This is a genomic window from Chromobacterium sp. CCUG 30098 (genome assembly GCF_059916605.1).
Map to the genome: position 1 here is coordinate 225,715 of NZ_JAUCGS010000006.1, position 24,255 is coordinate 249,969.

General features: G+C 60.2%; 23 protein-coding genes, 4 tRNA genes and 1 riboswitch. Of the genes, 15 read left to right on the forward strand and 12 right to left on the reverse strand.

Annotation, left to right across the window (positions count from 1 at the left end):
* Window positions 1–181: 181 nt before the first annotated feature.
* From QUG03_RS15450 to ribB, 4 genes are read right to left on the reverse strand one after another with little or no spacing between them, the layout of a single operon-like run.
* Complete coding sequence (locus QUG03_RS15450; RefSeq protein WP_107797910.1) at window positions 182–1,531, reverse strand: sigma 54-interacting transcriptional regulator; 1,350 nt, start codon at window positions 1,529–1,531, stop codon at window positions 182–184.
* Complete coding sequence (locus QUG03_RS15455; protein WP_500820363.1) at window positions 1,528–2,058, reverse strand: hypothetical protein; 531 nt, start codon at window positions 2,056–2,058, stop codon at window positions 1,528–1,530. The genes QUG03_RS15450 and QUG03_RS15455 overlap by 4 nt, the downstream gene beginning before the upstream one ends.
* The gene (locus tag QUG03_RS15460; RefSeq protein WP_500820364.1) at window positions 2,055–3,464 is read right to left on the reverse strand and encodes a sensor histidine kinase; all 1,410 of its coding nucleotides are present in this window, start codon (window positions 3,462–3,464) and stop codon (window positions 2,055–2,057) included. Before QUG03_RS15460 ends, QUG03_RS15455 begins: the two co-directional genes overlap by 4 nt.
* A 52-nt stretch (window positions 3,465–3,516) precedes the next feature.
* Window positions 3,517–4,176: a 3,4-dihydroxy-2-butanone-4-phosphate synthase gene (ribB, locus tag QUG03_RS15465; RefSeq protein ID WP_486636427.1), complete on the reverse strand. Its 660-nt coding sequence runs from the start codon at window positions 4,174–4,176 to the stop codon at window positions 3,517–3,519.
* A 125-nt stretch (window positions 4,177–4,301) separates the two neighbouring features.
* Window positions 4,302–4,448: riboswitch (FMN riboswitch) on the reverse strand.
* 88 nt (window positions 4,449–4,536) lie between these two features.
* Between ribB and ruvB the strand changes: the two genes are divergently transcribed.
* Entirely contained in the window at window positions 4,537–5,571 is a 1,035-nt protein-coding gene (ruvB, locus tag QUG03_RS15470; protein WP_253315591.1) for a Holliday junction branch migration DNA helicase RuvB, read from the forward strand.
* A 117-nt stretch (window positions 5,572–5,688) separates the two neighbouring features.
* Window positions 5,689–6,096: a hypothetical protein gene (locus tag QUG03_RS15475; RefSeq protein ID WP_107797914.1), complete on the forward strand. Its 408-nt coding sequence runs from the start codon at window positions 5,689–5,691 to the stop codon at window positions 6,094–6,096.
* A 56-nt stretch (window positions 6,097–6,152) separates the two neighbouring features.
* Here the strand turns inward: QUG03_RS15475 and QUG03_RS15480 are convergent, their stop codons facing one another.
* The 4 genes from QUG03_RS15480 to QUG03_RS15495 form a co-directional block, all read right to left on the reverse strand.
* On the reverse strand, window positions 6,153–7,226 hold the full coding sequence (locus tag QUG03_RS15480; protein WP_253315590.1) for an ABC transporter substrate-binding protein: 1,074 nt from the start codon (window positions 7,224–7,226) through the stop codon (window positions 6,153–6,155).
* A gap of 79 nt (window positions 7,227–7,305) precedes the next feature.
* Window positions 7,306–8,424, reverse strand: a complete 1,119-nt coding sequence (gene proB / locus QUG03_RS15485; protein ID WP_107797916.1) for a glutamate 5-kinase — start codon at window positions 8,422–8,424, stop codon at window positions 7,306–7,308.
* Window positions 8,425–8,613: 189 nt separating this feature from the next.
* A complete protein-coding gene (locus QUG03_RS15490; RefSeq protein ID WP_227106564.1) occupies window positions 8,614–10,116 on the reverse strand; it encodes a cyclic-di-GMP receptor FimW-related protein in 1,503 nt (500 codons plus the stop codon).
* A gap of 102 nt (window positions 10,117–10,218) precedes the next feature.
* Window positions 10,219–11,571: an adenosylmethionine--8-amino-7-oxononanoate transaminase gene (locus QUG03_RS15495; protein ID WP_500820365.1), complete on the reverse strand. Its 1,353-nt coding sequence runs from the start codon at window positions 11,569–11,571 to the stop codon at window positions 10,219–10,221.
* Window positions 11,572–11,675: 104 nt separating this feature from the next.
* Between QUG03_RS15495 and QUG03_RS15500 the strand changes: the two genes are divergently transcribed.
* From QUG03_RS15500 to QUG03_RS15515, 4 genes are all read left to right on the forward strand, one after another.
* Complete coding sequence (locus tag QUG03_RS15500) at window positions 11,676–12,191, forward strand: pilin (RefSeq protein WP_500820366.1); 516 nt, start codon at window positions 11,676–11,678, stop codon at window positions 12,189–12,191.
* A gap of 22 nt (window positions 12,192–12,213) precedes the next feature.
* Entirely contained in the window at window positions 12,214–12,669 is a 456-nt protein-coding gene (locus tag QUG03_RS15505) for a pilin (protein WP_500820367.1), read from the forward strand.
* A gap of 57 nt (window positions 12,670–12,726) precedes the next feature.
* Window positions 12,727–14,544, forward strand: coding sequence for a PglL family O-oligosaccharyltransferase (locus QUG03_RS15510; RefSeq protein ID WP_500820368.1), 1,818 nt, complete (start codon window positions 12,727–12,729; stop codon window positions 14,542–14,544).
* Window positions 14,545–14,649: 105 nt separating this feature from the next.
* Complete coding sequence (locus tag QUG03_RS15515) at window positions 14,650–16,401, forward strand: PglL family O-oligosaccharyltransferase (protein ID WP_500820369.1); 1,752 nt, start codon at window positions 14,650–14,652, stop codon at window positions 16,399–16,401.
* Window positions 16,402–16,473: 72 nt separating this feature from the next.
* Here QUG03_RS15515 and rpoH read toward each other — a convergent pair whose 3' ends face one another.
* The 4 genes from rpoH to ftsY form a co-directional block, all read right to left on the reverse strand.
* Window positions 16,474–17,337, reverse strand: a complete 864-nt coding sequence (gene rpoH / locus QUG03_RS15520) for an RNA polymerase sigma factor RpoH (protein ID WP_107797923.1) — start codon at window positions 17,335–17,337, stop codon at window positions 16,474–16,476.
* Window positions 17,338–17,522: 185 nt separating this feature from the next.
* Window positions 17,523–18,431, reverse strand: a complete 909-nt coding sequence (ftsX, locus tag QUG03_RS15525; RefSeq protein ID WP_107797924.1) for a permease-like cell division protein FtsX — start codon at window positions 18,429–18,431, stop codon at window positions 17,523–17,525.
* Window positions 18,428–19,081 (reverse strand): cell division ATP-binding protein FtsE, encoded by a 654-nt coding sequence (ftsE, locus tag QUG03_RS15530; RefSeq protein ID WP_043592279.1) that lies wholly within the window; start codon window positions 19,079–19,081, stop codon window positions 18,428–18,430. Before ftsE ends, ftsX begins: the two co-directional genes overlap by 4 nt.
* A gap of 60 nt (window positions 19,082–19,141) precedes the next feature.
* On the reverse strand, window positions 19,142–20,299 hold the full coding sequence (gene ftsY, locus QUG03_RS15535) for a signal recognition particle-docking protein FtsY (RefSeq protein WP_500820370.1): 1,158 nt from the start codon (window positions 20,297–20,299) through the stop codon (window positions 19,142–19,144).
* A gap of 237 nt (window positions 20,300–20,536) precedes the next feature.
* On the opposite strand from ftsY, the gene rsmD reads away from it, so the two are divergent.
* The 9 genes from rsmD to nusG all read left to right on the forward strand — a co-directional run bounded on the left by rsmD (window position 20,537) and on the right by nusG (window position 24,172).
* On the forward strand, window positions 20,537–21,094 hold the full coding sequence (gene rsmD / locus QUG03_RS15540; RefSeq protein ID WP_107797926.1) for a 16S rRNA (guanine(966)-N(2))-methyltransferase RsmD: 558 nt from the start codon (window positions 20,537–20,539) through the stop codon (window positions 21,092–21,094).
* A gap of 104 nt (window positions 21,095–21,198) precedes the next feature.
* Entirely contained in the window at window positions 21,199–21,450 is a 252-nt protein-coding gene (locus tag QUG03_RS15545; RefSeq protein WP_107797927.1) for a YfhL family 4Fe-4S dicluster ferredoxin, read from the forward strand.
* Between the two features lie 138 nt (window positions 21,451–21,588).
* Window positions 21,589–21,673, forward strand: a tRNA-Tyr gene (locus tag QUG03_RS15550).
* Window positions 21,674–21,726: 53 nt separating this feature from the next.
* Window positions 21,727–21,800 (forward strand) — tRNA-Gly (locus QUG03_RS15555).
* A 22-nt stretch (window positions 21,801–21,822) separates the two neighbouring features.
* A tRNA-Thr gene (locus QUG03_RS15560) sits at window positions 21,823–21,897 on the forward strand.
* 40 nt (window positions 21,898–21,937) lie between these two features.
* Window positions 21,938–23,128 (forward strand): elongation factor Tu, encoded by a 1,191-nt coding sequence (gene tuf, locus QUG03_RS15565; protein WP_227106574.1) that lies wholly within the window; start codon window positions 21,938–21,940, stop codon window positions 23,126–23,128.
* A gap of 10 nt (window positions 23,129–23,138) precedes the next feature.
* Window positions 23,139–23,214, forward strand: a tRNA-Trp gene (locus QUG03_RS15570).
* 68 nt (window positions 23,215–23,282) lie between these two features.
* Entirely contained in the window at window positions 23,283–23,639 is a 357-nt protein-coding gene (gene secE, locus QUG03_RS15575; protein ID WP_107797905.1) for a preprotein translocase subunit SecE, read from the forward strand.
* Window positions 23,639–24,172 (forward strand): transcription termination/antitermination protein NusG, encoded by a 534-nt coding sequence (gene nusG / locus QUG03_RS15580; RefSeq protein WP_048411720.1) that lies wholly within the window; start codon window positions 23,639–23,641, stop codon window positions 24,170–24,172. The genes secE and nusG overlap by 1 nt, the downstream gene beginning before the upstream one ends.
* The last annotated feature ends 83 nt before the right edge of the window (window positions 24,173–24,255 follow it).

Sequence of the window (24,255 nt, forward strand, 5' to 3'; positions counted from 1 at the left end):
AAAGCCTTGTGCTTTTTTTGGCTTGAGTTCGCTTGCAGGAAGCGGCCATTCTGTCGCCGTTAGGCGACAGAATGTCGGTGGAGATGGGCAGGGCTTTGATTTGCTTGGGATTTTGCCTGTCGCCGATCGGCGACAGGCGTAGAGGCGCTCCGTTTCCGTCACGCCGATCGCGTCGCCGCGCTTATTCCAGCTTGAAGGCGGCCGGCGTCAGTTCGTGTTTTTGCAGCAAGCGGTAAAACTCGGTGCGGTTGCGGTCCGCCAGGCGCGCGGCGTCGCTGACATTGCCGCCGGTCAGCCGCAACAGGCGTTCCAGATAGTCGCGTTCGAATTGCCGCTTGGCTTCCGCCAGCGTCGGAATCGCGCTTTCTTCACTGGCGACGGCTTTCTGTACTTGCGCCAGCGTTACCAGAGAGCCGGTGGTCAGCACGCAACATTGTTCAACCACATTGGCCAATTGTCGGATATTGCCCGGCCAGGGCGCCGCGCTCAGGTATTCCAGCGCGTCGGCGGCGAAACCGCTGACGGCCTTTTGATAGCGGGTGGCGATTTTTTCCAGGAAATGCGCGGCCAGCAGAGGAATGTCTTCGCGGCGTTCCGCCAGCGGCGGCAGGCGCAGAGACACCACGTTCAGGCGGTAGAACAGGTCCTCTCGGAAGCTGCCTTCCTGAATCAGCGCTTCCAGCTCGCGATGCGTGGCCGACACCAGACGGATATCCACCGGGGTCGCCCGCGTCGCGCCGACCGGACGCACCTCGCGCTCTTGCAGCACGCGCAGCAGTTTGACCTGCAGCGGCGGCGGCATATCGCCGATCTCGTCCAGGAACAGGGTGCCACCGTCCGCCTGTTGGATCAGGCCGGTCTGGCGCGCGTTGGCGCCGGTGAACGAGCCTTTTTCATGGCCGAACAACTCGCTTTCCAGCAGATTGTCCGGAATCGCCCCGCAGTTGACCGCGATGAAGGGCTGGCCGGCGCGCGGGCTGGCCAGGTGGATGGCCTTGGCCAGCACTTCCTTGCCGGTGCCGCTTTCGCCGCGCAAGAGCACGCTGGCGCCGGTGGCGGCGACCATGCGGGCCTCGGCCAGCAGTTCCTCCATCGCCGGGCTGCGGCTGACCAGGCCGGAGCGCCAGCCGGCCGCGGCCTGATCGACCGCGCGTCCGGGGCCCGCCAGCGATAGCCCTTGGGCCACCTTGTCCAGCAGCGCCTTGCCGTCGAAGGGTTTGACCAGATAGCCGAACACGCCGCGGCTGACCGCTTCCACGGCGTCCGGCACCGTGCCGTGGGCGGTCAGGAGAATCACCGGCATCGCGGGATAGCGCTGGCGGACTTGCTCAAACAGTTCCAGACCATCCATGCCGGGCAGGCGCCAGTCCGTCAGCAGCAAGTCGGCGCGGCGGGCCGCCAGCGCGTTCAAGGCCGCTTCGGCGCTGTCCAGCGCTTCGACCTCGTAGCCGGCGGCGCCGAGGCGAAGGCCGAGCAAGCGCAACAAATCGGGATCGTCGTCCACCAAGACGATGCGGGCGATGGCGCTCATGGTTGGCCTCCTTTGGTTTTGCTGGGTTTCAGCTGGAGTTCGCGCTCGACTTCGCGCAAGGCGTTGAGCTTGCCGTTCAAGTCGTCGTAGCGTTTTTGCAGATCGCGGTTCTGCGCCTGCTGTCGTTCCAGCGCTTCCGCCAGCTTGCGTCTTTCCTGCAGCTGTTGAAGCGGCAGCCGCGCAAGACCCTGGCTGGCCGGGTCCAGATTATCGGTTTTGGCGAGCAGACTTTCCAATTGGGCCTGCAGTTTTTGAACATCGGCGCGGTTCTCCGCCGTCTGCGCCTGTTGCAGCAGAGTCAGCAAGCGGGCGCTGCCGCAGCTTTCCCGTCCGGCCAGGCTCAGCGCCTGGATTTCCCGCGTCTGGCTCAGCAGCAGCAGGATCTGGTTGGCGTCCGGGCAACGGATGATGGGCGCGGCGGGCACGGCGACCGGCTGGCCTTGATGAGCGCAGGCGCTCAGGGCCAGCAGGCCGCACAGCCAAAGCAGCCGGCGCGCGTTGAGAGCCCAAAAGCGAGATGTCTTCATGTTTTGTTCTCCGGTTCCGGCCACTGCAGGCGGAAGCAGGCGCCGGCCTGAGGTTTGGATTCCAGCGTCAGTTCGCCGCGCATCAATTGGGCGAAGCCGCGCGCCATCGCCAGGCCCAGCCCGGTGCCGGGCAGTTCGCCCGGCGGCGGCGAGCCGCTCCAGAACGGTTCGAAAATTTTTTCCCGATAGGCGTCCGACACTCCGGGGCCTTGATCGCGGATTTCCAGCCAGACGCCGCCGGCGTCGCGGCCGTGGCGCAGGCTCAAGGCGCTGCCGGCGGGGCTGTGGCGGATGGCGTTGATCAATAGATTGTCCAAAATGGTTTCCACTTTGGAGCGGTCGCCGTTGACCCGGTCCGCGTCGCCCAGGACGTCGGCGGCCAGGCGTTTGGCCTGCAATAGCGGACGGCTGGCCTGCAGCCGCTCCGCAATCAGCGCCGGCAGGTCGAAGGTTTCCACGGTCAGCGTCTCGGACAGCCATTGGCCGGCATCATAGCGCAATAAGGCTTCCACGCGCTGACGCAGGGTTTGCGCATTGTTTTGCAGGATAGCGACGATCTCCTGCTGCTGCGCGGACAGCTGTCCTATCACTTCTTCGCGCAGCAGCGCGGCGGCTTCGTGGATGGCGGCCAGCGGCGTTTTCAGCTCATGGGACGCTTGGCGGAAGAAACGGCCTTTCTGTTCTTCCAGCGCCGCCAGCCGGCGGTCTAGCTGGGCCAGCTCGCGCGCCAGACGCTGCAGGTCGGCGGGGCCGGACTGGCGCCAGTCCTGCAGCCGCGCGCCGTCGCTCATCCGCGCGATCTTGGCTTGCAGCTTGCGCAGCGGCCAGCTGATCAACAAGGTCATCGCCAGCGCCAGCGCCAGCGCGGAGGCCAGCGACAGCCAGGCCAGGCGGTCGGCGGTGCGGCGCATTTCCGTGATCGAGTCCTGCCATTGGCGCTGGCTTTGTTCCAGTTGGCGGTTGATCAATTGGCCTTGCGCGGTCAGGTGCAGGTCCAGCTGGCGGAACAAGCGGTCGCGTTGCGCGCCGGCGCGCGCCGGCAGGGCCTGGAGTTGCGGCTGGATCGCCAGAATGGCCCGGGCGCTGAGCGTCAACTCGTCGTCGTCGCCGCGTTGCAATTTGCGTTGCGCCAGCTCGATCTCCTGCCAGGCGCCGGCGGCGGTTTTGGCCAGTGCGCGGTCTTTCAGGATTTGAGCCTGGCGGGTGGCGCGTTCGAATTGAATGGATTGCTCGCGCGACACGCGGTTGGCGTCCAGCCATTCCTTGGCTTGCTCCTGATGCGAGCGCAGTGTGGAGGCGGCGTGTCCCAGCTCGTTGCGCAGCTGGATCAGCACGGCCGAGGGCACGACGGCGACGATCAGAAAGCTGGCCAGCAACAGGCTGCGGAATGAAACGAAACGAAGCATGATGGGGTCGGCGTCGACGCCGCGGGCGCAGGCCCGCGGCTAAGGGCAAAGATCAAGCAGACAGCGGAGCGGCGGCTAAGTTCTGGCGGGAAATCCATTCAGCCAGTTCAGCCACGCTCAGAACGGGCAGCGCGTGCGTTTGAGCGTAGTCTGCGATTTGCGCGCCGCGCATCATGCTGCCATCGGGGTTCATCAGCTCGCAGAGCACGCCGGCGGGCTGGAAGCCGGCCAGGCGCGCCAGTTCCACCGCGGCCTCGGTATGGCCTCGGCGGCTCAGCACGCCGCCGGCGGCGGCCACCAGCGGGAAGACATGGCCGGGGCTGACCACGTCGCCCGCCTGCGCCTGCGGGTGGACGGCGGCCTGGATGGTGCGCACCCGGTCGGCGGCGGATACGCCGGTGGACACGCCCTGGGCGGCTTCTATGCTGACGGTGAAGGCGGTGCCGTAGCGGCTGCCGTTGCGTTGCGTCATCGGCGGCAATTGCAGCCGGGCGGCGTGCTCGGCGGTCAGGCACAGGCAGACGATGCCGCTGCAATCGCGGATCAGACGCGCCATTTCGGCCTCGCTCAGCGCGTCGGCGGCCAGGATCAGGTCGGCCTCGTTCTCGCGGTCGTGATCATCGGGAACGATGACTGGCAGGCCGCGGCGCAAGGCGTTCAGCGCCGCCTCTACGCGTTGGGACAAGATGTCGGGGTGTGTGGCGATACTCATGGAAACGGTCCTCGGGTCGTTTGAGAAACAGGTTCCAGGGCGTGAAAAGGGCCGGCGCAAGCCAACCCGCGCGCACTAGCGCGCAGCGAACACGCCGCGGCCGCGCGTAGCGCGGCAGGCGGCCATGTCGTCTTCTCTCATCCGGACTATTACCGTCGGCTCTGGCCTATCACCAGATCTGCTGACCTTCCGCCGGGAAGCGGAAGCGCTCGCGGGCTCGATCTTGCGATCATACCGCCGGTGGGGAATTGCACCCCGCCCTGAAGACGTTGCGTTGGCCCGCGATGATGGGCGGGCCAGCGGCGATTATAGCGCGGTGGTAAGATTGGGCATTCGTTTTTTTGGCCGGCGGCTGACACCATGATTGAAACCGACAACCTGTACGGCGGCGCGCCCGAGCCGCGCATCGTCACCCAGCAAAGCCTGTCCAGCCAGGAGGAGGCGCTGGAGCGCGCCTTGCGGCCCAAGCAGCTGGACGAGTACGTCGGCCAGAAGAAGGCGCGCGAACAGCTGGAAATCTTCATCGAAGCGGCCAAGCGCCGCAACGAAGCGCTGGACCACGTGCTGCTGTTCGGCCCGCCCGGCCTGGGCAAGACCACGCTGGCGCACATCGTCGCCCGCGAAATGGGGGTGAATTTGCGCCAGACCTCGGGGCCGGTGCTGGAGCGGGCGGGCGATCTGGCCGCCTTGCTGACCAATCTGGAGCCGCACGATGTGCTGTTCATCGACGAGATCCACCGGCTGAGCCCGGTGGTGGAGGAAATCCTCTATCCGGCGCTGGAGGATTATCAGATCGACATCATGATAGGCGAGGGGCCGGCGGCGCGTTCGGTCAAGATCGATCTGCCGCCGTTCACCCTGGTGGGGGCCACCACCCGCGCCGGCATGCTGACCAATCCGCTGCGCGACCGTTTCGGCATCGTCGCGCGGCTGGAGTTCTACAACGCGGAGGAACTGACCCGCATCGTCAGCCGTTCTGCCGGCTTGTTGAACGTCAAGCTGGCCGACGACGGCGCGTTCGAAGTGGCGCGCCGCAGCCGCGGCACGCCGCGCATCGCCAACCGGCTGCTGCGCCGGGTGCGGGATTACGCCGAGGTCCGGGCCGACGGGGTGGTCAGCGCCCAGGTGGCGGACGCCGCGCTGGCGATGCTGGACGTGGACCCGGCCGGCCTGGACGTCATGGACCGCAAACTGCTGCAGGCCATTCTGGAGAAGTTCTCCGGCGGGCCGGTGGGGCTGGACAACGTCGCGGCCGCCATCGGCGAATCCACCGACACCATAGAAGATGTGATTGAGCCCTTCCTGATTCAGCAAGGCTATCTGCAGCGCACTCCGCGCGGCCGGATGGCGACGGCGTTGGCCTATCAGCACTTTGGGCTGCCGTTGCGGGATTGACGCGCCGGCCGGCGCTGTCGCTTGCGCGCAGCAGCATGGCCATCCCTTGATCGCCGCCGCCGCCGCGCGGGCGTACAATGCCTGCTTTCACGCATTCCGCTGCGGCGGGGGATGATTATGTTCTACGCTTTGTTCGGCCTGACCTTGGCGGTGGCGATCGCCACTTCGATTTTCACCGCGCGCTTTTTCGATCCGGCGGTCAACAAGATTCTGGCGCGAGTCCTGGGACGGGATTTGACCGATGCCTGGCGCAAGTACATTTTCTTCGCCATCGTGGTCACCGGCGTGTCCGGCGGCGTGCGGCAGTGGGCGCTGGAGAAGTATCTGCCGCCGGCGGCGGGCAAGGGCAGCACGGTGATGGAGCTGACCGGCGAACGCTGGTTGCTGGAGCTGTTCAATACTTTCATCGACACCCTGCGCTCGATTGCCTGGGTGATGTTGTTGTTCTTCCTGTGCGCGATGCTGGCCTATGTGATCATGAAGGCGGTGGAGATGCGCAAAGGCGAGCAGGCCTCCGACGAATGAAAAAAATCCCGGTCCATGACCGGGATTTTTCTTTGAAGCGCGGGGCGCGGGGCGGCTCAGCGGCCGATCTTGATTTGCGACCACAAGCGGTTCAGATCGCGGCGGGATTTCACGTCCAGATCTTTCAGCGCCACGTATTTGCCCTTGGCCGGCTCCAGCATGATCACCGGATTGGCCTTGATCTGCGGTTTGAAGAAGGCCTCGGCCGCCTTGACCGGATTGGTTGCGCCGATCTGGTTGGAAATCTCGGCGGCGTTCTTGCCGTCCAGCATGAAATTGATGAAGCGGTGCGCCAGGTCCGGACGCGGGGCGTCCTTCAACACCACCATATTGTCCACCGCCAGGATATTGCCTTCTTTCTGCGGCTGGTAAGCCAGCTTGAACGGGCGTTTGGCGTGCTGCGCGTCCTGCTGCGCCTGGAACAGATCGTTGGAATAGCCGTGTGCCACCCAGATATTGCCGACGGTCAGCTCTTTGATATAGCTCTGGTTGTTGAAGGCGGCCCAATAGGGCTTGGCTTTGCGGATCACGCCGGCCGCGGCCTTCCAGTCTGCTGGCTGGACGGAGTTGGCGTCCTTGCCCAGATAGAGCAGGGCGGCGGACATCAGTTCGCGCTGAGAATCCAGCACGGTGACCCTGCCCTTGATCTTGGCCAGCACCGCGGGATCGAAGATCAGCGCCCAGCTGTTGGCCTGCGGCAGCACGCCGGCTTTTTGCAACTGGGTTTCGTTGTAGCCTAGCAAGGTCAGCGACACCACGGTGGGCGCGGCCACCTTGTTGCCGGCGTCGAACGGCGCGTTCAAGTTCAGATAGCCGGCATTGAGGTTTTTCCAGTTGGGCAGCAGCGCCTTGTTCAGCGGCTGGGTCTTGCCCTGCTTGATCAGCGTGCTGACGGCGAAGGCGGTGGGAAACACCATGTCGTAGCCTTTGGCGCCGGCGGCCAGCTTGGCCAGCATTTCCTCGTTGTCCCCGTAATAGTCCTGCACCAGCCTGCATTTGCACGATTGTTCGAAACGCTTGGCGGTGTCTGCGGACAAGGCGTTGTTCCAGTTGTAGATATGGAGTACGTCCTCGGCCATTGCCGAGCCCCAAGTCAGAGCCAGAAGCGCCGAAAGGGCCAGCTTTTTCATACGCGTGAATCCTTAAGTTCAAAGAATGGGAGGGTAAAAAGGGAAGCGGAGCGAAGGCGCCGCGGCGCCTCCGCCTCCGTCACAGCGCGACCATATTGTCGCGATGGATCAGTTCCGGTTCGATCATATAGCCGAGCGCGGCTTCGATCTCGCGGGTGGGTTTTTGCATGATGGTGCGCGCTTCGCTGGAGCTGTAGTTGACCAGGCCGCGCGCCACTTCCTTGCCTTCCTGATCGACGCAGGCCACTGCCTCGCCGCGGAGGAAATCGCCTTCCACTGCGCAAACGCCGATAGGCAGCAGGCTGGTGCCGCGTTCCCGCACCGCCAGCGCCGCGCCGGCGTCCAGCACCAGACGGCCGGACAGCTTCAGATGATCCGCCAGCCATTGCTTGCGCGCCGCCATGCGGCTGGTGGGCGGCAGCAACTGGGTGCCGATGCCTTCGCCGTCCGCCAGGCGCGACAGCACTTGATGCTCGCGGCCGCAGGCGATCACGGTGGCCGCGCCGCTGCGCGCCGCGCGCTTGGCGGCGAGAATCTTGGTGATCATGCCGCCGGTGCCCACGCTGGAGCCGGCGCCGCCGGCCATCTCTTCCAGCCGGGCTTCGCCGGCGACGGCTTCGTGGATGAATTCCGCGTCCGGGTGTTTGCGCGGGTCAGCGCTGTACAGGCCTTGCTGATCGGTGAGAATGATCAGCGCGTCGGCCTCGATCAGATTGGTCACCAGCGCGCCCAGGGTGTCGTTGTCGCCGAAGCGGATTTCGTCGGTGACCACGGTGTCGTTCTCGTTGATGATGGGCACCGCGTTCAGGTTCAACAGGCTGGTCAGCGTGGAGCGGGCGTTCAGGTAACGGGTGCGGTCGGCCAGGTCCTCGTGGGTCAGCAGGATTTGCGCGGTTTGCAGGCCAAAGCCGCGGAAGGCGGTTTCGTAGGCCTGGCACAGGCCCATCTGGCCGACCGCCGCCGCGGCCTGCAATTCGTGCACGCCCTTGGGGCGTACGGTCCAGCCCAAGCGTTGGCAGCCCTCGGCGATCGCGCCGCTGGAAACCAGCACCACCTGCTTGCCGCGCCGCTTCAGCTCGGCGATCTCCGCGGCCCAGCGATCAAGCGCCGCCCTGTCCAGGCCCTTGCCGTCATTGGTGACGAGACTGGAACCCACCTTGACCACAATCCGGTCTGCGGCGTGAATAACCGAGCGCATCCAAAACTCCATAAGTCGAAAACGATAGATGCGGGGGAGTGTACCCGAAAAAGCGGGGGGCGGACCGTCTCCAGCGGTGAGGGCGTCCGCCGGCGACCAAGCGATGGCGCCAGCCCGTTGATTACAAGGGCTTTGATCCGGACCGCGGCATCCGGCCGGCCAGGCGGCACGATAAAAGCTTGATCTGGATCAGAAATGCTCGCTGTCGCGGTATTCCATGATCTGGAACAGCGGAGTCTGCGCGTGCAGACGCGACACCCGGATCAGGCTTTCCCGTTCGCCGTCGTGCAGGCGGAATTCGCGCAACTGGCTATACGGGCGTCCCGCCATCAACAGCAGTTTGGGCGCGCCGGCAGGCGTGGCCAGCAGCAAGACGAACTGAAAGCTGTCGCCGGGATGGGTAATGCTGGGCACGGCCAGCGCGGGCCGGGGCGGCCCGCCGATGAACTCCACGCCGCATTCGATCTCCCGCCCGTCCGCGCGCAGCGCGACCCAGCGAGCGATGCCCAGCTTGGCGTTTTCCGGCTGATTGGGCGGCGTGACCAGCAGCAACTCGCCGGCGCGCAAAGATTGATCGCGCGGTTGGCCGTGCAGCAGCAGGCCGTTGTCGCTCTGGTTGGAAATAGCCAGCAAGCAGGGCGGCGGCGGCGGGCGTTGGCGCGGCGTGTCCTCTTCCGCGGCGATGCCGGGTAACTGCCAGCTCAGATCGTTGCGATGGAACCAGATGCCCGGCAGCGCGGCGACGATTTCAATAATGGTTTGGGTCTTGAGCCGCGGGTGGCGGCGGCGTTTGGGCTGATGCCACTCCTCCACCAAAAGGGACAAGAGCTGCAACTCGTCTATCATCAGGCCTTGCTGGCGATTGTTCTGCGCCTTTTGCAGCGCTTCGCGGCTTTTCTCCAGAATGTCGCGCAGCGGCTCCAGATCCAGCAGAAAGCAGCCGGGGCCCAATTTGCTTGCGGAAATCGGCAGAAAGCGCGGCGGGGAATCGATCTGTTGGTCCACCAGATAGCCGTGCACCGGCTGAGTCAAGGCTTCCACCGGGATCAGCCGGGCCTTGGCGGCCAGGTCGAAGATCAACTGCCGCGACAAGGCCTGCTCGGTGGGGGCGAGACGATTGCTGGGCGTCAGTCCCATCAGCAGAATTTGCAGATAAATGGTCTGGATGGAGTCGTCGTTGGCCAGACCCTTGTCCTGCCAGCCGCGGCTGCTGGCGAAGATATGCAGCTGGTGGCAGTCATACCAGAAGTCCGGCGTGATCGGGCTATAACATTGCTGGCTGATGCTTAGCAACTGGCGCGCCGCCATCATGGTGTAGGCCATCAGCTCGATTTTCGGATGTTCGCGATCCAGCAGGCTGCGCTTGGCAAGGCGATCGTGCAGCGTCTGTTTGAAAGTGATGAAAATCATTGCAAACAGCTCGACGCTGAGCAAGGCCAGCTGTCGCACTTTTGGCGTGCCCAGGCTGTCGTGCTGCCGAATCTCGTTTTCCAGCAGCGGGTAATAGCGGTCCACCGCTTTTAGATACAGCTTCAGCAGCTTGTGGCGCAAATGGCTGTCCAGCGGAACCCGGGACAGGTTTTGCAGGGACTGGCTCAATAAGCGTCCGCATTCGGGCAGGTCGGTGAAGGGCAGCCGCTCCAGCCATGCCGCCACACTATCCGGTTGAGTATCTATCAGCAGAGGATCCATAGTTTGTTCTGGCAGGATGAGCGGCGGCATGCAAGGCGATTCACAATGTAAATCTTGCCAAATCGCATGCTATGGGCACTCACCCCGCCATGGCAAGGAGGATCACGGCAAAGCGATGCTTTGGCCGTCGGCGGTGTTGGATGCGCGCGCCAGTTCCTCCAGCGTGGCTTCGGTGGCGGTGATCAGGAAGGCCATTTCCTCGTCGGTGATCGAGTAGGGCGGCATGAAGTAAACGGTGTTGCCGATCGGACGCAGCAGGCATCCGCGGCGCAGCATCGCGGCAAAGCAGGCCTGGGCGAAATCGGCTCGAGTGGTGTCGACCTCGAAGGCCCAGATCATGCCGCAGTGACGGAAATCCCTGACATCCGGCCGTGCCCGCAAGCCCGCCATCTGCGCGTTGAAGCGCTGGGCCTTGGCGGCGTTGACTGCCAGAACATCTTCCTCCGCAAAGATATCCAGCACCGCCAGGGCCGCGGCGCAGGCCAGCGCATTGCCGGTATAGCTGTGCGAATGCAAAAAACCCCGGGTGACGTCGTCGTGATAGAAGGCCTGGTAGATCGGACCGCTGGTCAACACGCAGGAGAGCGGCAGGAAGCCGCCGGTAATGCCTTTGGACAGGCAGAGAAAGTCCGGCGTGATGTCGGCTTGCTGATAGGCGAACAGACTGCCAGTCCGGCCAAAGCCGACGGCGATTTCATCGGCGATCAAGTGCACCTGATATTGGTCGCACAGCCGGCGCAGCTCGCTCAGATACAGCGGATCGTACATCGCCATCCCGGCCGCGCCTTGAACCAAGGGCTCCACGATGACGGCGGCCACTTCCCCCGCGTGTTTGGCCAGCAGGCTTTCCAGCGCCTGGATCGCTCTGAGCGCGGCATCGGCCGCGCTTTCTCCGGGCTGCGCGCGGCGGGCGTCCGGAGACGGCGCGCGCAGGCCCGGCTTCAGCAAGCCTGCATAGGTGTTGGAAAACAAGGGAACGTCGGTCACGGCCAGGGCGCCGACGGTTTCGCCGTGGTAACTGTTTTCCAGACTGATGAAACGTGTTTTGTCCGCTTGCCCCTGGTTGCGCCAATAGTGGAAGCTCATCTTGAGCGCAATTTCCGTGGCGCTGGCGCCGTCGGAGCCATAGAACACGTGGGCCAGGCCGCTGAGCTTGGCCAGACGTTCCGACAGCTCCACCACGGGCTGATGCGTAAAGCCTGCCAACATCACGTGCTCGAGCTTGTCCAGCTGATCCTTGATCGCCTGCTTGATCCGAGGCTGGCCATGGCCAAACAGATTGACCCACCAGGAGCTGACCCCGTCCAGATAGCGCTTGCCGTCGAAGTCGCTCAGCCAGACGCCGTCGGCGCTGGCGATGGGCACGATGGGCAAAGCCTCGTGGCGCTTCATCTGGGTGCAGGGGTGCCAGACGGTGTTGAAGCTGCGTTGCAGCCAGTCTTGGTTGCTGTTCATAAATAGTTCCAAGGGGGCAAGGACTGCATGCTATCACAGCAGATTTTAAGGGTTGAATATGACGAAAAACGTCACATAGTTCCTTTATGAGGAGGGCACTAAACGTGTGCAAAAGGGATAATGATGGCTCCACATATGCTGGCATGCTTTCTGCTGGTACATCGGGACAAGCCAGACAATGGGGTCTACTGGTCATGAGGAGTGTCGCCGCAGGTTTTACTCTGATTGAGTTGATGATTGTAGTTGCGATTATCGGCATTCTCGCCGCCATTGCGATACCTGCCTATCAGGATTACGTGATTCGCTCCAAAGTATCTGAAGGCTTGAACTTTATTGATCACGCCAAGACCACGGTCAGTGAATCTTATCTGGCAAACAACGTTTGGCCGGCCAATAATGCCAGTGCAGGGATGCCTAGCATGCTTTCTGGTAACTATGTCAGTGATGTTCAGGTAACCATCGCAGGCGGAGTGAGCATCATTACTGCGACGTTCCAAGCAAGTTCGGTTCCTAGTTTGAGCGTAGTGTTTACTCCTAGTGTAGCAAGCAGTGGCGCGGTGCAGTGGACTTGCTCGGGTCAAGGGCAGAATCTTCAGTATTTGCCGTCAATTTGTCGTTAAAGTCATTTTAGGAGAGAGTTCCATGAGAAAGAGTTCGCAACAGGGTTTTACTCTGATTGAGCTGATGATCGTTGTGGCGATTATTGGTATCCTTGCCGCCATTGCCATTCCAGCGTATCAGGACTATACCGTCCGAGCCAAGGTGACAGAGGGCTTGTCTGCAGCGGCTGCGGCCAAAACTGCCATTTCTGAAATGGCGATCTCGAACGGATCAATGCCAACTAGCAACTCTGGTGCTGCCGGCGTTGCTTTTACTTCGCCTACCACAAAGTATGTTAATAGTGTTGCCTATGCATTGAGTGGCACAAATGGAGTGCTGACTGTGACGCTGAACGCTTCAACGGTAGGAGGAAGCGTAACCGGCAGTGCTAATCAATTTCTCCTGACTGGTTCGTTGGCCAGTGGTTCCGTCACTTGGACATGCTCTGCGGGTGGTAACGCGATTCCGGCTCAGTATTTGCCGGCAAACTGCAGGTAAAATGTGTTTATAAGCTTCAGGGCTCCATTCGGAGCCCTTTATTATTTGCGGATTCCTATGGTTGCAAATCGAGCTGGTGTTTTCTTTCATTTGATTTCTTTGGCGATTGTCCTGCCGTTATTTAATTTTGCACGGTTTTATCCTTTGCCGGATTGGGTGTCGAGTGCACTGGCTTTGGTTTTCGTAGGCCTGGCTTTGCTGTTCGCGTTGTTTGATCGGGCGGAGGGAAGGGTTTCTTTCGCCTTTGTGACAACGATGCTGCTTGCGATTTATTGCTTGCTGCAGTATGAAATGGATGGTCTTCCATTCGGGCTTGTATTAATTTTGCTTTCGGCTGTAATGCTGTTTATTCCATTTTATGCTTCGATAGATCTTAAAGGAGGAATTGTTTTGCTGGCAACTTGGTTGTTGCTGGCTGCGCTTTTACAATGCATGCTTGGTTGGTTGCAGTTGCTTGGTCTTGCGCCAAAAATGTATGGATTTGTTTTGTTTGATGCGGGTAATCCAACAGGCAATGTGATGGGGAATATTGGTCAGCGTAACTTGTATGCTGAATTTTTGGTGTGGGGAAGTCTTTCAGCTTGTTATTTGTTCTCGATTAAAAAGCTGGGTAAGTGTTTATTTGTATTTAGTCTTTTTTCATTGGTGCTAATGATTGCATGGACTGGCTCTCGCTTGCCTTTGGGGTATGCTGTTGGCTTGATTTTTCTTGTTTGGTTTTGGTTGCGTCGTTCAAGCGGAAAAGTTGAAGTTCAGCGCATGGCTATCGCCATTTCATGTTTTGTTATTCTGTTGTCGCTTACGCAGTTTTTTAATCATGAGATTATTTGGTTTTTAAATAAAATTGGTTTGAATATTGCGGCTGTGAGTGGCTCAGAGAGAATATTGGATGCTGGGTTTGGTGCCCGTAGAAGAGTAGAGTGGAGTAAGGCATGGGATATATTTAAGAGCCATCCATGGTTCGGAGTTGGTTTTGGAGGATTTGCGGCAGCCTCCACAAGAATGGAGGTTTTTTCGGGTTTTGCCAAAGTGCCGGAAAGCTATTTGTTCACCCATAGCCACAATATTTTCTTTCAGCTTTTAGCCGAATCTGGAGTTGTTGGTACATTGATTGTACTGATTGGTGGCGTGGTGTCGATGCTTGGGTTTTTTGTAAAGGGTAAGCAGTCTGTTGAGGGTTTTCTCTTGGTCGGAGTTGTTTTGGTTTTAATGATTCATAGCATGTTTGAATATCCTTTGTGGTACTTGTCATTTTTGTTGATGCTTTGTGTGGCAGCCTCTCTGTCGTCAGTGGGTCATTATACCTTTTCTATTAAAAGTCGCTTGCTTTCGATATATTGTTTAATAATAATTTTTTTGTGCTTTTCATATGTTTTTTCTGGAGTGTTTGTATATTCTAAGTTGGTGCGTTATAGCTCGCCTCCAGTAGATCGCACTCTAAGGGTAAAGGCGATTAAAGAGCTAGGTTCGGTTGCGAATTATCCACTTTGGTCATGGGATGTAGATATGGCTATGGCAAACTACCTTGAGCCTTCAAGAGAGGGTCTGTCTATAAAATTAGCTTTTTTTGAACGAATCGCCAACTATCGTCCATATCCTGCCGTTTTGGTGAAACTGAGTATGTTACAAGCATTAAACCGACAGCCAGAGCAAGCTAGAGAGACCCTACGTATTGCGATTGCAAATTACCCAGACTACTCCGCACGGCTGGCCTTGATGTTTGCTTATCGCTCTGAAAAAGAACTTATGCCGTTGCAATCCATGGTCATGAATGCAGCAGCTGCTTACGGAAGATTCGCTGTCTACTCCGACCAAGCTCGGAATGCCGCGGTGATGACAGTTGTGGAGCCCGTCACCAGAAAGACGCTTTTTTGATAGAAGGGCGCTTGAGCTTATTGCGCCATCAGGTATGCTTCACGCTTTACTTTGCAAAATGTTGCTAGTGGGATGACATTACAAAATACGACCTCCCGATTGGCGATGCTGGCCCTATGCCTCATCGCCATCCTCCCTTTCGCCTCGCGCATCCACTATGTGCCGCTGCCGCAGTGGTTTGGCGAAATCAATGTGGTCTGGCTGCTGCTGGCGGCGGCGGTTTTCTTGTTGCCTAGCGGATTGTTATTCCGCTACATGCCGCGCAGCGCCTGGTGGTGTCTGGCCATGGGCCTGCTGTGGGCCGGGCAGCCGTTCTGGGTGGAGGCCTTGTTCCCCGGGATGAATTACGCCACCGCCTTGGCCTGGCTGGCTGCGGGCTTGCTCGCGGCTGTCACCGTGTCCTTGCGCGAGGAAATGGGGGAGCGGCCGTTCGCGGTCTGGTTGGCCTGGGCCTTGATTGTGGGCGGCTTGGTGCAGGCGGCGATAGGCGTGGCTCAGTTGACCGGTTACGCCGCGGAGCTGGGCTTGTTTTACGATGGCTCGCATCCCACCAGCAATATTTTTGGCCACATCGGCCAGCGCAATCAATACGCGCATTATTTGATGTGGTCGGTAGTGGCCGGCGTGTATTTGTACGCTGCCGGCCGGCTGCCGCGTTGGGGCTTGGCGATACTGGTGCTCGGCCTGGCCTTGATGTTGGGCTGGGCGGGTTCGCGAACGATTCTATTGTACCTGCTGGCCTTGTCCGGTCTGGCCGCGCTTTGGCATTGGCGCATCGGCAGCGCGGAGTCGCGCCGGATGTTGTGGGCGATGTGGTTGTCCTGCCTGGTGGTATTGGCGATGCAGTTCGCCCTGCCTTGGTTCAATCAGCTGATTTCCTGGCTGACGCATGAAAACTTGCAGAACACTTCCGGCCTGGCCCGTCTGGCGGCCAATGGCGACGATATGGGTTCGCGGCGTTTCGCCGAAATGCACAAAGCATGGTTGAGCTTCCTGTCACATCCGCTGACGGGTGTGGGTTGGTCGCAGTTTGCCTCGGAGAGCGTGCGTTTGCAGCCGCTGCCGCAATTCGCCGCATCCGGTTTCAATAGCGGTTTGTTCACCAACTCCCATAATCTGGTGCTGCAATTGCTGGCCGAGATGGGCGGCGTGGCCACCTTATTGATCGTCGGCGGTTTTGCCTGGGCGCTGTGGCCGTTCTTTGGCCGGCGCGCCACTCTGGAAGGGGTGTTGGCTTTGGGCTGCCTGGCGGTGACGCTGACGCACAGCATGTTGGAGTATCCGCTGTGGTATTACTACTTCCTGGCAATGCTGGTGATCTTCGCCGCAATGGCGCCGCGCGGCGATAGGCAATTGGCTTGGCCGCTGCGTCTGCCGCTGTTCGCGGCGCTGGTCTGGGTGGGTTGGCTGTCGATCAGCAGTCTGTCGATGTTCTGGGAGCTGGTGGGCTTGTATACGCCGACCAATGACGCCAAGCGCGATGCAACGCGGATGGAGCGTCTGATCGAGATCGCGGACACCAAGCCGCTGTTCGCCTACCATGCGCTTTACACCGTGGACGACTACTTGAAAGTAGGGCCGGAGCAACTTGAGCGCAAGCTGACGCTGGAGAACCGGCTGACCGCGTTCCGTCCTTATCCGGAAGTGATGCTGAAGCGCGCGCAGTTGGAAATCTTGGCGGGGAGGCAGGTTCAGGCGGAGCAGACCTTGCGGACGACGCTGGCATCGTTCCCCACTTACGCCGGCGTGTTTCTGGGTACGCTGGACGATGACAGGGCGGAATGGGAGCCTCTGCGCGCGGTGGCCCGCGAGGCCTATGCCAAGCTGCCGGCGAAGTACCAGACCATGTTGGAGTAAGCGCTTTCTAGTGCTCGGGACACAAAAAAACCACAGGCTGAGGCCTGTGGTTTTTTATTGAGCGGAAGACGCTTAGCCTTCTATCACCACGCCTTGGCTGAGGGCGGTCTTCATTTTGCCCAAAGCCTTGGCTTCAATCTGGCGGATGCGCTCGGCGGACACGCCGAATTCGGCGGCCAGCTCGTGCAGCGTGGAGCCGCTGTCGTCGGCCAGCCAGCGCGCTTCAACGATGCGGCGGCTGCGCGGGTCCAGCGTGGCCAAAGCCTGTTGCAGGCCTTCGGTCTGCAGATGATCGAACGCGCGGCGCTCCATCTCGCGGGTGGGCTCATTGTGATGATCGGCCAGCCAGTCGATCGGCGCGTAGCCGTCGTCGTCGTTGTCGTCCGCCAGCAAGGCGATGTCCTGACCGCTCATGCGGGTTTCCATCTCGCGGACTTCTTCCGGCTTGACGCCCAGATCGGCAGCGATTTGGCGGGCCTCGTTTTCCGACAGCGCGGAGAAACTGCTCTTCATGCTGCGCAGGTTGAAGAACAGCTTGCGCTGAGGCTTGGTGGTGGCGATGCGCACCAGGCGCCAGTTGCGCAGGATGAATTCGTGAATCTCGGCCTTGATCCAGTGCACGGCAAAGGAAAACAGGCGCACGCCGCGATCGGGCTCGAAGCGTTTGACGGCTTTCATCAGGCCGATATTGCCTTCCTGAATCAAGTCGGCTTGCGGCAGGCCGTAACCGGAGTAGCCGCGGGAAATCGACACCACCACGCGCAGGTGCGAGAGCACCAGCTGGCGCGCGGCCTCCAGGTCGTTTTGCTCCTGGAAGCGCGTTGCAAGCTCGTTTTCCTGCTCAGGCGTCAGCATGGGTACGCTGTTCACAGCTTGGATGTATTGCTCCAGGCTGCCGCTGGTGGACGGGACGGGCAAAGCAAATGTTGTGGTCATCTGTATAACTACCTCCTTGGGTAGTGATATGTTAGCACTCGTATATGGAGAGTGCTAGCAATGAAAGGTTCCAGCGTCAATGATTTTTTCTATCGTCTCGATAGTAGCGCAGCCGGTGCGCCGACGCCGTTTGCTCTGATTAACAGTTGTTGCGCCGCTTACATGCGCGTGTAAGCGGCCGCGTTTCATTTGGGTTCTATCTTGCGCAGATGATGGTCGGAGGCGAGGCGGGCGCCCAGCATCGCCAGCAGGGCGGAGACGGCGACGGCGACTGCCAGTTCGATCGGGTTCAGATTGCGCAGTTCCACCCGTTCGCCGTACAACTGGGCGAATTCGCGAATCGCCGGATTGGCCACCGAGGTCAGCCAACCGGTCAGCGCCCAGGCGGCCAAGCCGGCCAGGATGCCTTGCCACATCGCGTGGTACATGAAGGGGCGGCGGATGAAACTGTCCGGCGCGCCTATCAATTTGGACACCTCGATTTCGTCCTGGCGCGCCAGGATTTGCATCCGGATCGCGTTATTGGTCACCAGCACCAGCGCCAGGCCCAGGGCGATGGCCATGAACCAGGTTAGATGCTTGCCCATTTCCACCATGCCGTACAAACGCTTGGCCCAGTCCGCGTCGAATTGCGCCTGTTCCACCATGGGCAGGCCGGAGAGCTCTTTTTGCAGCATCTCCAGCTCACGCGGCTCCAGCGCCTTCGGCGTGACCACGAAGGCGTCCGGCAGCGGATTACTGTCCAGACCGTCGGCCAGGCCCGGCAGGCCGTTGCGCTTTTCCATATCGGCCAGCGCCTTGCTCTTGCTGACGAAGCTGTAGCTCTTGATTTTGGGATGATGCGTCAGCGTGGAGGTCACCGCGGCCAGGTCCGCCTCTTCCGATGACTGCTCCATGAACAGGGTGACTTGCGGCGTGGCGCTCAGCCGGCCCACCCAGTCTTGCACGCTGCTGACGGCCAGATAAAGCGAGAGCGGCAAGGCCAGCGCCAGCGACAGCATCAGCAAGGTCAGCAGGCTGCCGAAAGGTTGCCGCAGAATCTTGATCAGCGCGAGTTTGGCGCTTTGCCAGTTCAGATAGAGATAATGTTTCATGCGGCAAATTGTCCTTCCCGCAGGCGAATGATTCGGCGGCCGTAGTCTTCCATCAGGGTCTCGTCGTGAGCGGAGATCAATACGGTGACGCCCACTTGGTGGAAGGATTTGAACAATTCCATGATGTCCAGCGCATAGGCGCGGTCCAGGTTGGCGGAAGGTTCGTCGGCCAGCAGGATGCTGGGGCGGTGCACCACGGCGCGGGCGATGCACAGGCGCTGCTGCTCGCCGCCTGACAGGCGGATAGGCATGCTCTTTTCCTTGCCGAGCAGGCCTACTTTGTCCAGCGCGGCGCGCACGCGCTTGGCGGCGTCGCGGCGATCGAAGCCGATGATGTCCAGCGGCAGCATCACATTGTCGAACACGCTGCGGTCGAACAGGATCTTGTGGTCCTGAAACACCAGGCCGATGTGCTGGCGCACATAGGGGATCTGGCTGGAGCGCAGCTTGGACAGGTTCTGGCCGTTGACGACGACGCCGCCCGCGGTGGCGCGCTCTATGCCGGCGATCAGCTTGAGCAAGGTGGACTTGCCGGCGCCGGAATGGCCGGCGAGGAAGACCATCTCGCCGGTGTCAATGTTGAAAGACAGGTTTTTCAGGGCTTCATTGCCACCTGGGTAGCGCTTGGTGACCTGGTCGAACTGGATCATTATTCTGTTCCCGCGTTAGCTGGTGACGGCAAGAGTGAGAGCTTGCAATGGCTGATGCGTTCAGTCGAACAGCGCGTCGATGTAGTCCTTGGCCTTGAACGGCCGCAGGTCGTCTATGCTTTCGCCCACGCCGACAAAACGCAGCGGAACCGGACGTTGCTTGGCGATGGCCGCGATCACGCCGCCCTTGGCCGTGCCGTCCAGCTTGCTCAGAATCAGCCCGGTCAGGCCGAGGGCGTCGTCGAAGGTCTTGACCTGGGTGATGGCGTTCTGGCCGATATTGGCGTCCAGCACCAGGATGATTTCATGCGGCGCGTCGGGCAAGGCTTTCTGGATCACCCGCTTCACCTTCTTGATTTCCTCCATCAGGTGCAACTGGGTGGGCAGGCGGCCGGCGGTGTCGGCCAGCACGATGTCGATGCCGCGGGCGACCGCGGCCTGGATCGCGTCATAGCAGACGGCGGCGGAGTCGCCGCCTTGCTGGGCGATCACGGTGACGTTGTTGCGTTCGCCCCAGGCCATCAGCTGTTCGCGCGCGGCGGCGCGGAAGGTGTCGCCGGCGGCGAGCAGCACGCTCTTGCCCTGGCTCTGATAGTACTTGGCCAGCTTGCCTATCGACGTGGTCTTGCCGGCGCCGTTGACGCCGGCCATCATGATGACGAAAGGTTTCTTGCCGCTGACGTCCAGCGGCTTTTCCAGCGGCGAGATCAGGTCGCCGAGCGAATCCTTCAACGCGTCTTTCAGTTCCGAGGCGTCTTTCAGTCCTTTCAGCGAAACGCGCTCGCGCACGTCGCCAAGCAGGTGCAGGGTGGCGTCCACCCCCATGTCGGCGGTGAGCAGCACGGTTTCCAGCTCTTCGTACAGCTCCTCGTCTATCTTGCCGCCGCCAAACAGGCCGGCCAGGGATTTGCCCAGCTTGTCGCGGGTTTTGGACAAGCCGGTCTTCAGGCGTTCGGCCCAGCTCATTTTCTTCAGCGAGAGCGGCTCGGCTTCAAGCGGCTCGGCCGCCGGCGGCGAAGCCGGTGCGATGGGGGCGGGCGTCGGGGGCGTCGGCTCGGGCTGCGCTTGCTGCGGCTCGGGCGTCCGCGTTTCGGACTGGGTGGCTGGCGCGTCCGCATCGGGCAGCGCGGCGGGCTGGATATCGGCCATCGGCTCCGCTGGGGCGGTTGCCGGAGGCGTGGGCTCGGATTGGGTTTTTCTTTTGAAGAAGCTAAACATGCGTAAAGGCCGGCGGAATTCGGTAAATGGCTAAATTGTATCCTCAAATGGAGGTGCTTACCCAATTGTTGCTGCGCGGCGGGAGACGGAGGCGCCGCATCGTTGAAATCTATATATAAGGAATAGACGGCTTTTTGTGGCGTGAGCGGCGACAGATGGCGACCGGTTTGCGCGACAATGAGGCGCGACGGCTCGGATCGGGTTACACTCAGCCCCTTGTTTTTTGAGCTTGGAATTATGAGTCAGTCGCGTAACACGGTCAGAATCATCGGTGGCGAGTATCGGCGCCGGCTATTGCCGTTTCCCGACGCTCAGGGTTTACGGCCAACGCCGGACCGTGTGCGGGAGACTTTGTTTAACTGGTTGGGCCAGCAGCTGTACGGCAAATCCTGCCTGGATCTTTTCGCCGGAAGCGGGGCTCTGGGCTTTGAGGCGGCTTCGCGCGAGGCGCGGCGCGTGGTGATGGTGGAGAAATCCCGCGTGGTCGCCGAGTCCTTGAAAGCCAACCGGCAGTTATTGTCCGCCGCGAGCATCGATGTGGCGCAGTTCGATGCCCTGGCCTATCTGAAGGGCTGCCGCGATCGTTTCGACGTCGTCTTCGTCGACCCGCCGTTCGACACCGATTTGCTGACGCAGGTTTTGCCTTTGCTGGCTCAGGTGATGAGTGAGGACGGCCTGGCGTATATCGAAAGCCGCCGTTGGCCCGAAGAGCTGCCGGGCTGGGAGGTGCTGAAGCGGGCCAAGGCCGGCCAGGTGCATTACGGTTTGCTGCGCCGGGCGGCGGAGCCGGCCTGAGCGGTTTGCCTGCAGCCAGTCTCATAAATATATAACGGGGCGAACTTGCGAGCCCGACTGTCGGGTGACAAAATTCATGTTGTGGAATACTTGAGGAATTTACTATGTCTTTGATGATTACCGACGAATGCATCAACTGCGACGTCTGTGAGCCGGAGTGCCCCAATAACGCGATTTCCCAAGGCGAGGAAATCTATCAAATCGACCCCAATCTGTGCACCCAGTGCGTCGGCCACTACGACGAGCCGCAATGCCAGCAGGTCTGTCCGGTCGATTGCATCCCTCTGGATCCGTCTCACGAGGAGACTCAAGAGGTCTTGCATCAGAAGTATCTGCGGATATCCGGCCAGGCGTGACGCGCTAAGTTTTTGAATTTATTGGAAGCGCCCCGGGCTTGCCGGGGCGCTTTGCTTTTGCGGGCAAAATAATTAGAAAAAAATGCAAAAACCGGTTGACGGCCATCGGGGCTATCTATAATATTCGGGTCTCTTTCAGGAGGGATTCCCGAGCGGTCAAAGGGATCAGACTGTAAATCTGACGGCTCTGCCTTCGAAGGTTCGAATCCTTCTCCCTCCACCAGAATTTAGCGTCTTGGCGTGTGCGATGAAAGTCGCTCGAGGTTGTTGTTGCAGGCGGGTGTAGCTCAATGGTAGAGCAGAAGCCTTCCAAGCTTACGACGAGGGTTCGATTCCCTTCACCCGCTCCAAGCGTGTAGCCTGTTTTAAAGGGCCCATGTAGCTCAGGGGTAGAGCACTCCCTTGGTAAGGGAGAGGTCGGCAGTTCAATTCTGCCCATGGGCACCACCATTTACTTTGTGTTGTTTCGTATCCAGGAAATTTTGCCATGGCTAAGGAAAAGTTCGAGCGGACTAAACCGCACGTAAACGTCGGCACCATCGGTCACGTGGACCATGGTAAAACCACTCTGACCGCTGCGATCACCACTATTCTGTCGAAGAAGTTCGGTGGCGAAGCCAAGGACTACTCCCAGATCGACAGCGCGCCGGAAGAGAAGGCTCGCGGTATTACCATTAATACCGCTCACGTAGAATACGAAACCGAGTCCCGTCACTACGCTCACGTAGACTGCCCGGGTCACGCCGACTACGTTAAGAACATGATTACCGGTGCTGCCCAGATGGACGGCGCTATCCTGGTGTGCTCGGCCGCTGACGGTCCGATGCCGCAAACCCGCGAACACATCCTGCTGTCCCGTCAGGTTGGCGTTCCGTACATCATCGTGTTCCTGAACAAGGCCGACCTGGTGGACGACGCTGAGCTGCTGGAACTGGTTGAAATGGAAGTTCGCGATCTGCTGTCTTCCTACGACTTCCCGGGCGACGACACCCCGGTGGTGATCGGCTCCGCTCGTCTGGCGCTGGAAGGCGACCAGTCCGAATACGGCGAACCGGCCATCTTCAAGCTGGCTGCTGCTCTGGATTCCTACATCCCGACTCCGGAACGCGCCATCGACAAGCCGTTCCTGCTGCCGATCGAAGACGTGTTCTCGATCTCCGGCCGCGGCACCGTGGTAACCGGTCGCGTGGAGCGCGGCATTGTTAAAGTCGGCGAAGAACTGGAAATCGTGGGTCTGAAGGCTACCGCGAAGACCACTTGCACCGGCGTGGAAATGTTCCGCAAGCTGCTGGACCAAGGTCAAGCCGGCGACAACGTGGGCGTGCTGCTGCGCGGCACCAAGCGTGAAGACGTTGAGCGTGGTCAGGTACTGGCCAAGCCGGGTTCCATCACCCCGCACACCAAGTTCCAGGCTTCGGTATACGTACTGAGCAAAGACGAAGGTGGCCGTCACACCCCGTTCTTCGCGAACTACCGTCCGCAGTTCTACTTCCGCACCACCGACGTAACGGGCGCCGTTACCCTGTCGGAAGGCGTGGAAATGGTAATGCCGGGCGACAACGTGGAGATCACGGTTGAGCTGATCGCTCCGATCGCCATGGAAGATGGTCTGCGTTTCGCCATCCGCGAAGGCGGTCGTACCGTCGGCGCCGGTGTGGTGGCTAAGATCATCGCTTAATCAGGTTTAAAGGCCAGTAGCTCAATTGGTAGAGTATCGGTCTCCAAAACCGAGGGTTGGGGGTTCGAGACCCTCCTGGCCTGCCAATTAAGACCAGCCGGCGCTTGTGCGCCGGTTGGTCTTTTGTCGCATACGCGCAAGAGAAGATATCGACATGGAAATGCAAGATAAAATCAAGCTGGCGTTGGCTGGTTTGCTGGTGGCGGCCGGTATCGTCGGCTTTTACATGATTCCGGCGGACCAGGGTATTTTGCGCGCGCTTTCGTTTGTGGCCGGCGTGATTCTGGCGGTTGGGGCGGTTTGGCTGTCGCAGCCGGGCAAGAGTTTCGTCACTTACGCCAACGAGTCTCTGGTTGAGGCTCGCAAGGTGGTGTGGCCCACTCGCAAAGAGGCGATGCAGATGACCGGCATGGTGTTTGTTTTCGTGCTGGTGCTGGCCTTGTTCATGTGGTTGGTGGACTCCAGTCTGTCCTGGTTGTTTTATGATGTGATTCTCGGTCGAGGTAAATAATGGCAATGCGCTGGTATGTGGTTCACGCTTATTCTGGCTTTGAAAAAAGCGTGCAAAAGGCGTTGCGCGAGCGCATCGAGCGTTCTCATGTCGCCGATCAATTTGGTCAAATCCTGGTGCCGGTGGAAGAGGTTGTCGACGTCAAGAATGGCCGTCGCTCCATTACCGAGCGCAAGTTTTTCCCGGGCTATGTGTTGGTCGAGATGGAAATGACTGACGATACCTGGCATCTGGTCAAGAGCACGCCGAAAGTGACCGGTTTTGTTGGCGGTACCGCCAACCGCCCGGCGCCGATTTCCAAGAAGGAAGTCGAGGCCATCATGCAGCAGATGCAAGAGGGCGTGGAAAAGCCGAAGCCGAAGGTGCTGTTCGAAGTGGGCGAGAAGGTGCGCGTCATCGACGGCCCGTTCAACGACTTCAACGGTTCGGTCGACGAAGTGAACTACGAGCGCAACAAGCTGCGCGTGTCGGTACAGATTTTTGGCCGCGACACCCCGGTTGAGCTCGAATTCAGTCAGGTTGAGAAGTTGTAAGTCTGCCTCTTGGCAAGCTTTTTTTAAGCGTGTATACTGTTGCGCTTTCGTCGGGAAGCGAGTTGACGCTCGCGCTATACCCA

What these genes read in the sequence shown, in the direction of transcription:
- QUG03_RS15460 (WP_500820364.1), bottom strand. Translation starts at nt 3,464, where the DNA reads ATGCTTCGTTTCGTTTCATTCCGCAGCCTGTTGCTGGCCAGCTTTCTG.
- rsmD (WP_107797926.1), top strand. Translation starts at nt 20,537, where the DNA reads ATGAGTCAGTCGCGTAACACGGTCAGAATCATCGGTGGCGAGTATCGG.
- QUG03_RS15510 (WP_500820368.1), top strand. Translation starts at nt 12,727, where the DNA reads ATGGTTGCAAATCGAGCTGGTGTTTTCTTTCATTTGATTTCTTTGGCG.
- proB (WP_107797916.1), bottom strand. Translation starts at nt 8,424, where the DNA reads ATGCGCTCGGTTATTCACGCCGCAGACCGGATTGTGGTCAAGGTGGGT.
- ftsY (WP_500820370.1), bottom strand. Translation starts at nt 20,299, where the DNA reads ATGTTTAGCTTCTTCAAAAGAAAAACCCAATCCGAGCCCACGCCTCCG.
- ftsX (WP_107797924.1), bottom strand. Translation starts at nt 18,431, where the DNA reads ATGAAACATTATCTCTATCTGAACTGGCAAAGCGCCAAACTCGCGCTG.
- QUG03_RS15450 (WP_107797910.1), bottom strand. Translation starts at nt 1,531, where the DNA reads ATGAGCGCCATCGCCCGCATCGTCTTGGTGGACGACGATCCCGATTTG.
- QUG03_RS15505 (WP_500820367.1), top strand. Translation starts at nt 12,214, where the DNA reads ATGAGAAAGAGTTCGCAACAGGGTTTTACTCTGATTGAGCTGATGATC.
- QUG03_RS15455 (WP_500820363.1), bottom strand. Translation starts at nt 2,058, where the DNA reads ATGAAGACATCTCGCTTTTGGGCTCTCAACGCGCGCCGGCTGCTTTGG.
- nusG (WP_048411720.1), top strand. Translation starts at nt 23,639, where the DNA reads ATGGCAATGCGCTGGTATGTGGTTCACGCTTATTCTGGCTTTGAAAAA.
- QUG03_RS15480 (WP_253315590.1), bottom strand. Translation starts at nt 7,226, where the DNA reads ATGAAAAAGCTGGCCCTTTCGGCGCTTCTGGCTCTGACTTGGGGCTCG.
- QUG03_RS15545 (WP_107797927.1), top strand. Translation starts at nt 21,199, where the DNA reads ATGTCTTTGATGATTACCGACGAATGCATCAACTGCGACGTCTGTGAG.
- secE (WP_107797905.1), top strand. Translation starts at nt 23,283, where the DNA reads ATGGAAATGCAAGATAAAATCAAGCTGGCGTTGGCTGGTTTGCTGGTG.
- ribB (WP_486636427.1), bottom strand. Translation starts at nt 4,176, where the DNA reads ATGAGTATCGCCACACACCCCGACATCTTGTCCCAACGCGTAGAGGCG.
- rpoH (WP_107797923.1), bottom strand. Translation starts at nt 17,337, where the DNA reads ATGACCACAACATTTGCTTTGCCCGTCCCGTCCACCAGCGGCAGCCTG.
- QUG03_RS15495 (WP_500820365.1), bottom strand. Translation starts at nt 11,571, where the DNA reads ATGAACAGCAACCAAGACTGGCTGCAACGCAGCTTCAACACCGTCTGG.
- QUG03_RS15475 (WP_107797914.1), top strand. Translation starts at nt 5,689, where the DNA reads ATGTTCTACGCTTTGTTCGGCCTGACCTTGGCGGTGGCGATCGCCACT.
- ftsE (WP_043592279.1), bottom strand. Translation starts at nt 19,081, where the DNA reads ATGATCCAGTTCGACCAGGTCACCAAGCGCTACCCAGGTGGCAATGAA.
- QUG03_RS15490 (WP_227106564.1), bottom strand. Translation starts at nt 10,116, where the DNA reads ATGGATCCTCTGCTGATAGATACTCAACCGGATAGTGTGGCGGCATGG.
- QUG03_RS15515 (WP_500820369.1), top strand. Translation starts at nt 14,650, where the DNA reads ATGCTGGCCCTATGCCTCATCGCCATCCTCCCTTTCGCCTCGCGCATC.
- tuf (WP_227106574.1), top strand. Translation starts at nt 21,938, where the DNA reads ATGGCTAAGGAAAAGTTCGAGCGGACTAAACCGCACGTAAACGTCGGC.
- ruvB (WP_253315591.1), top strand. Translation starts at nt 4,537, where the DNA reads ATGATTGAAACCGACAACCTGTACGGCGGCGCGCCCGAGCCGCGCATC.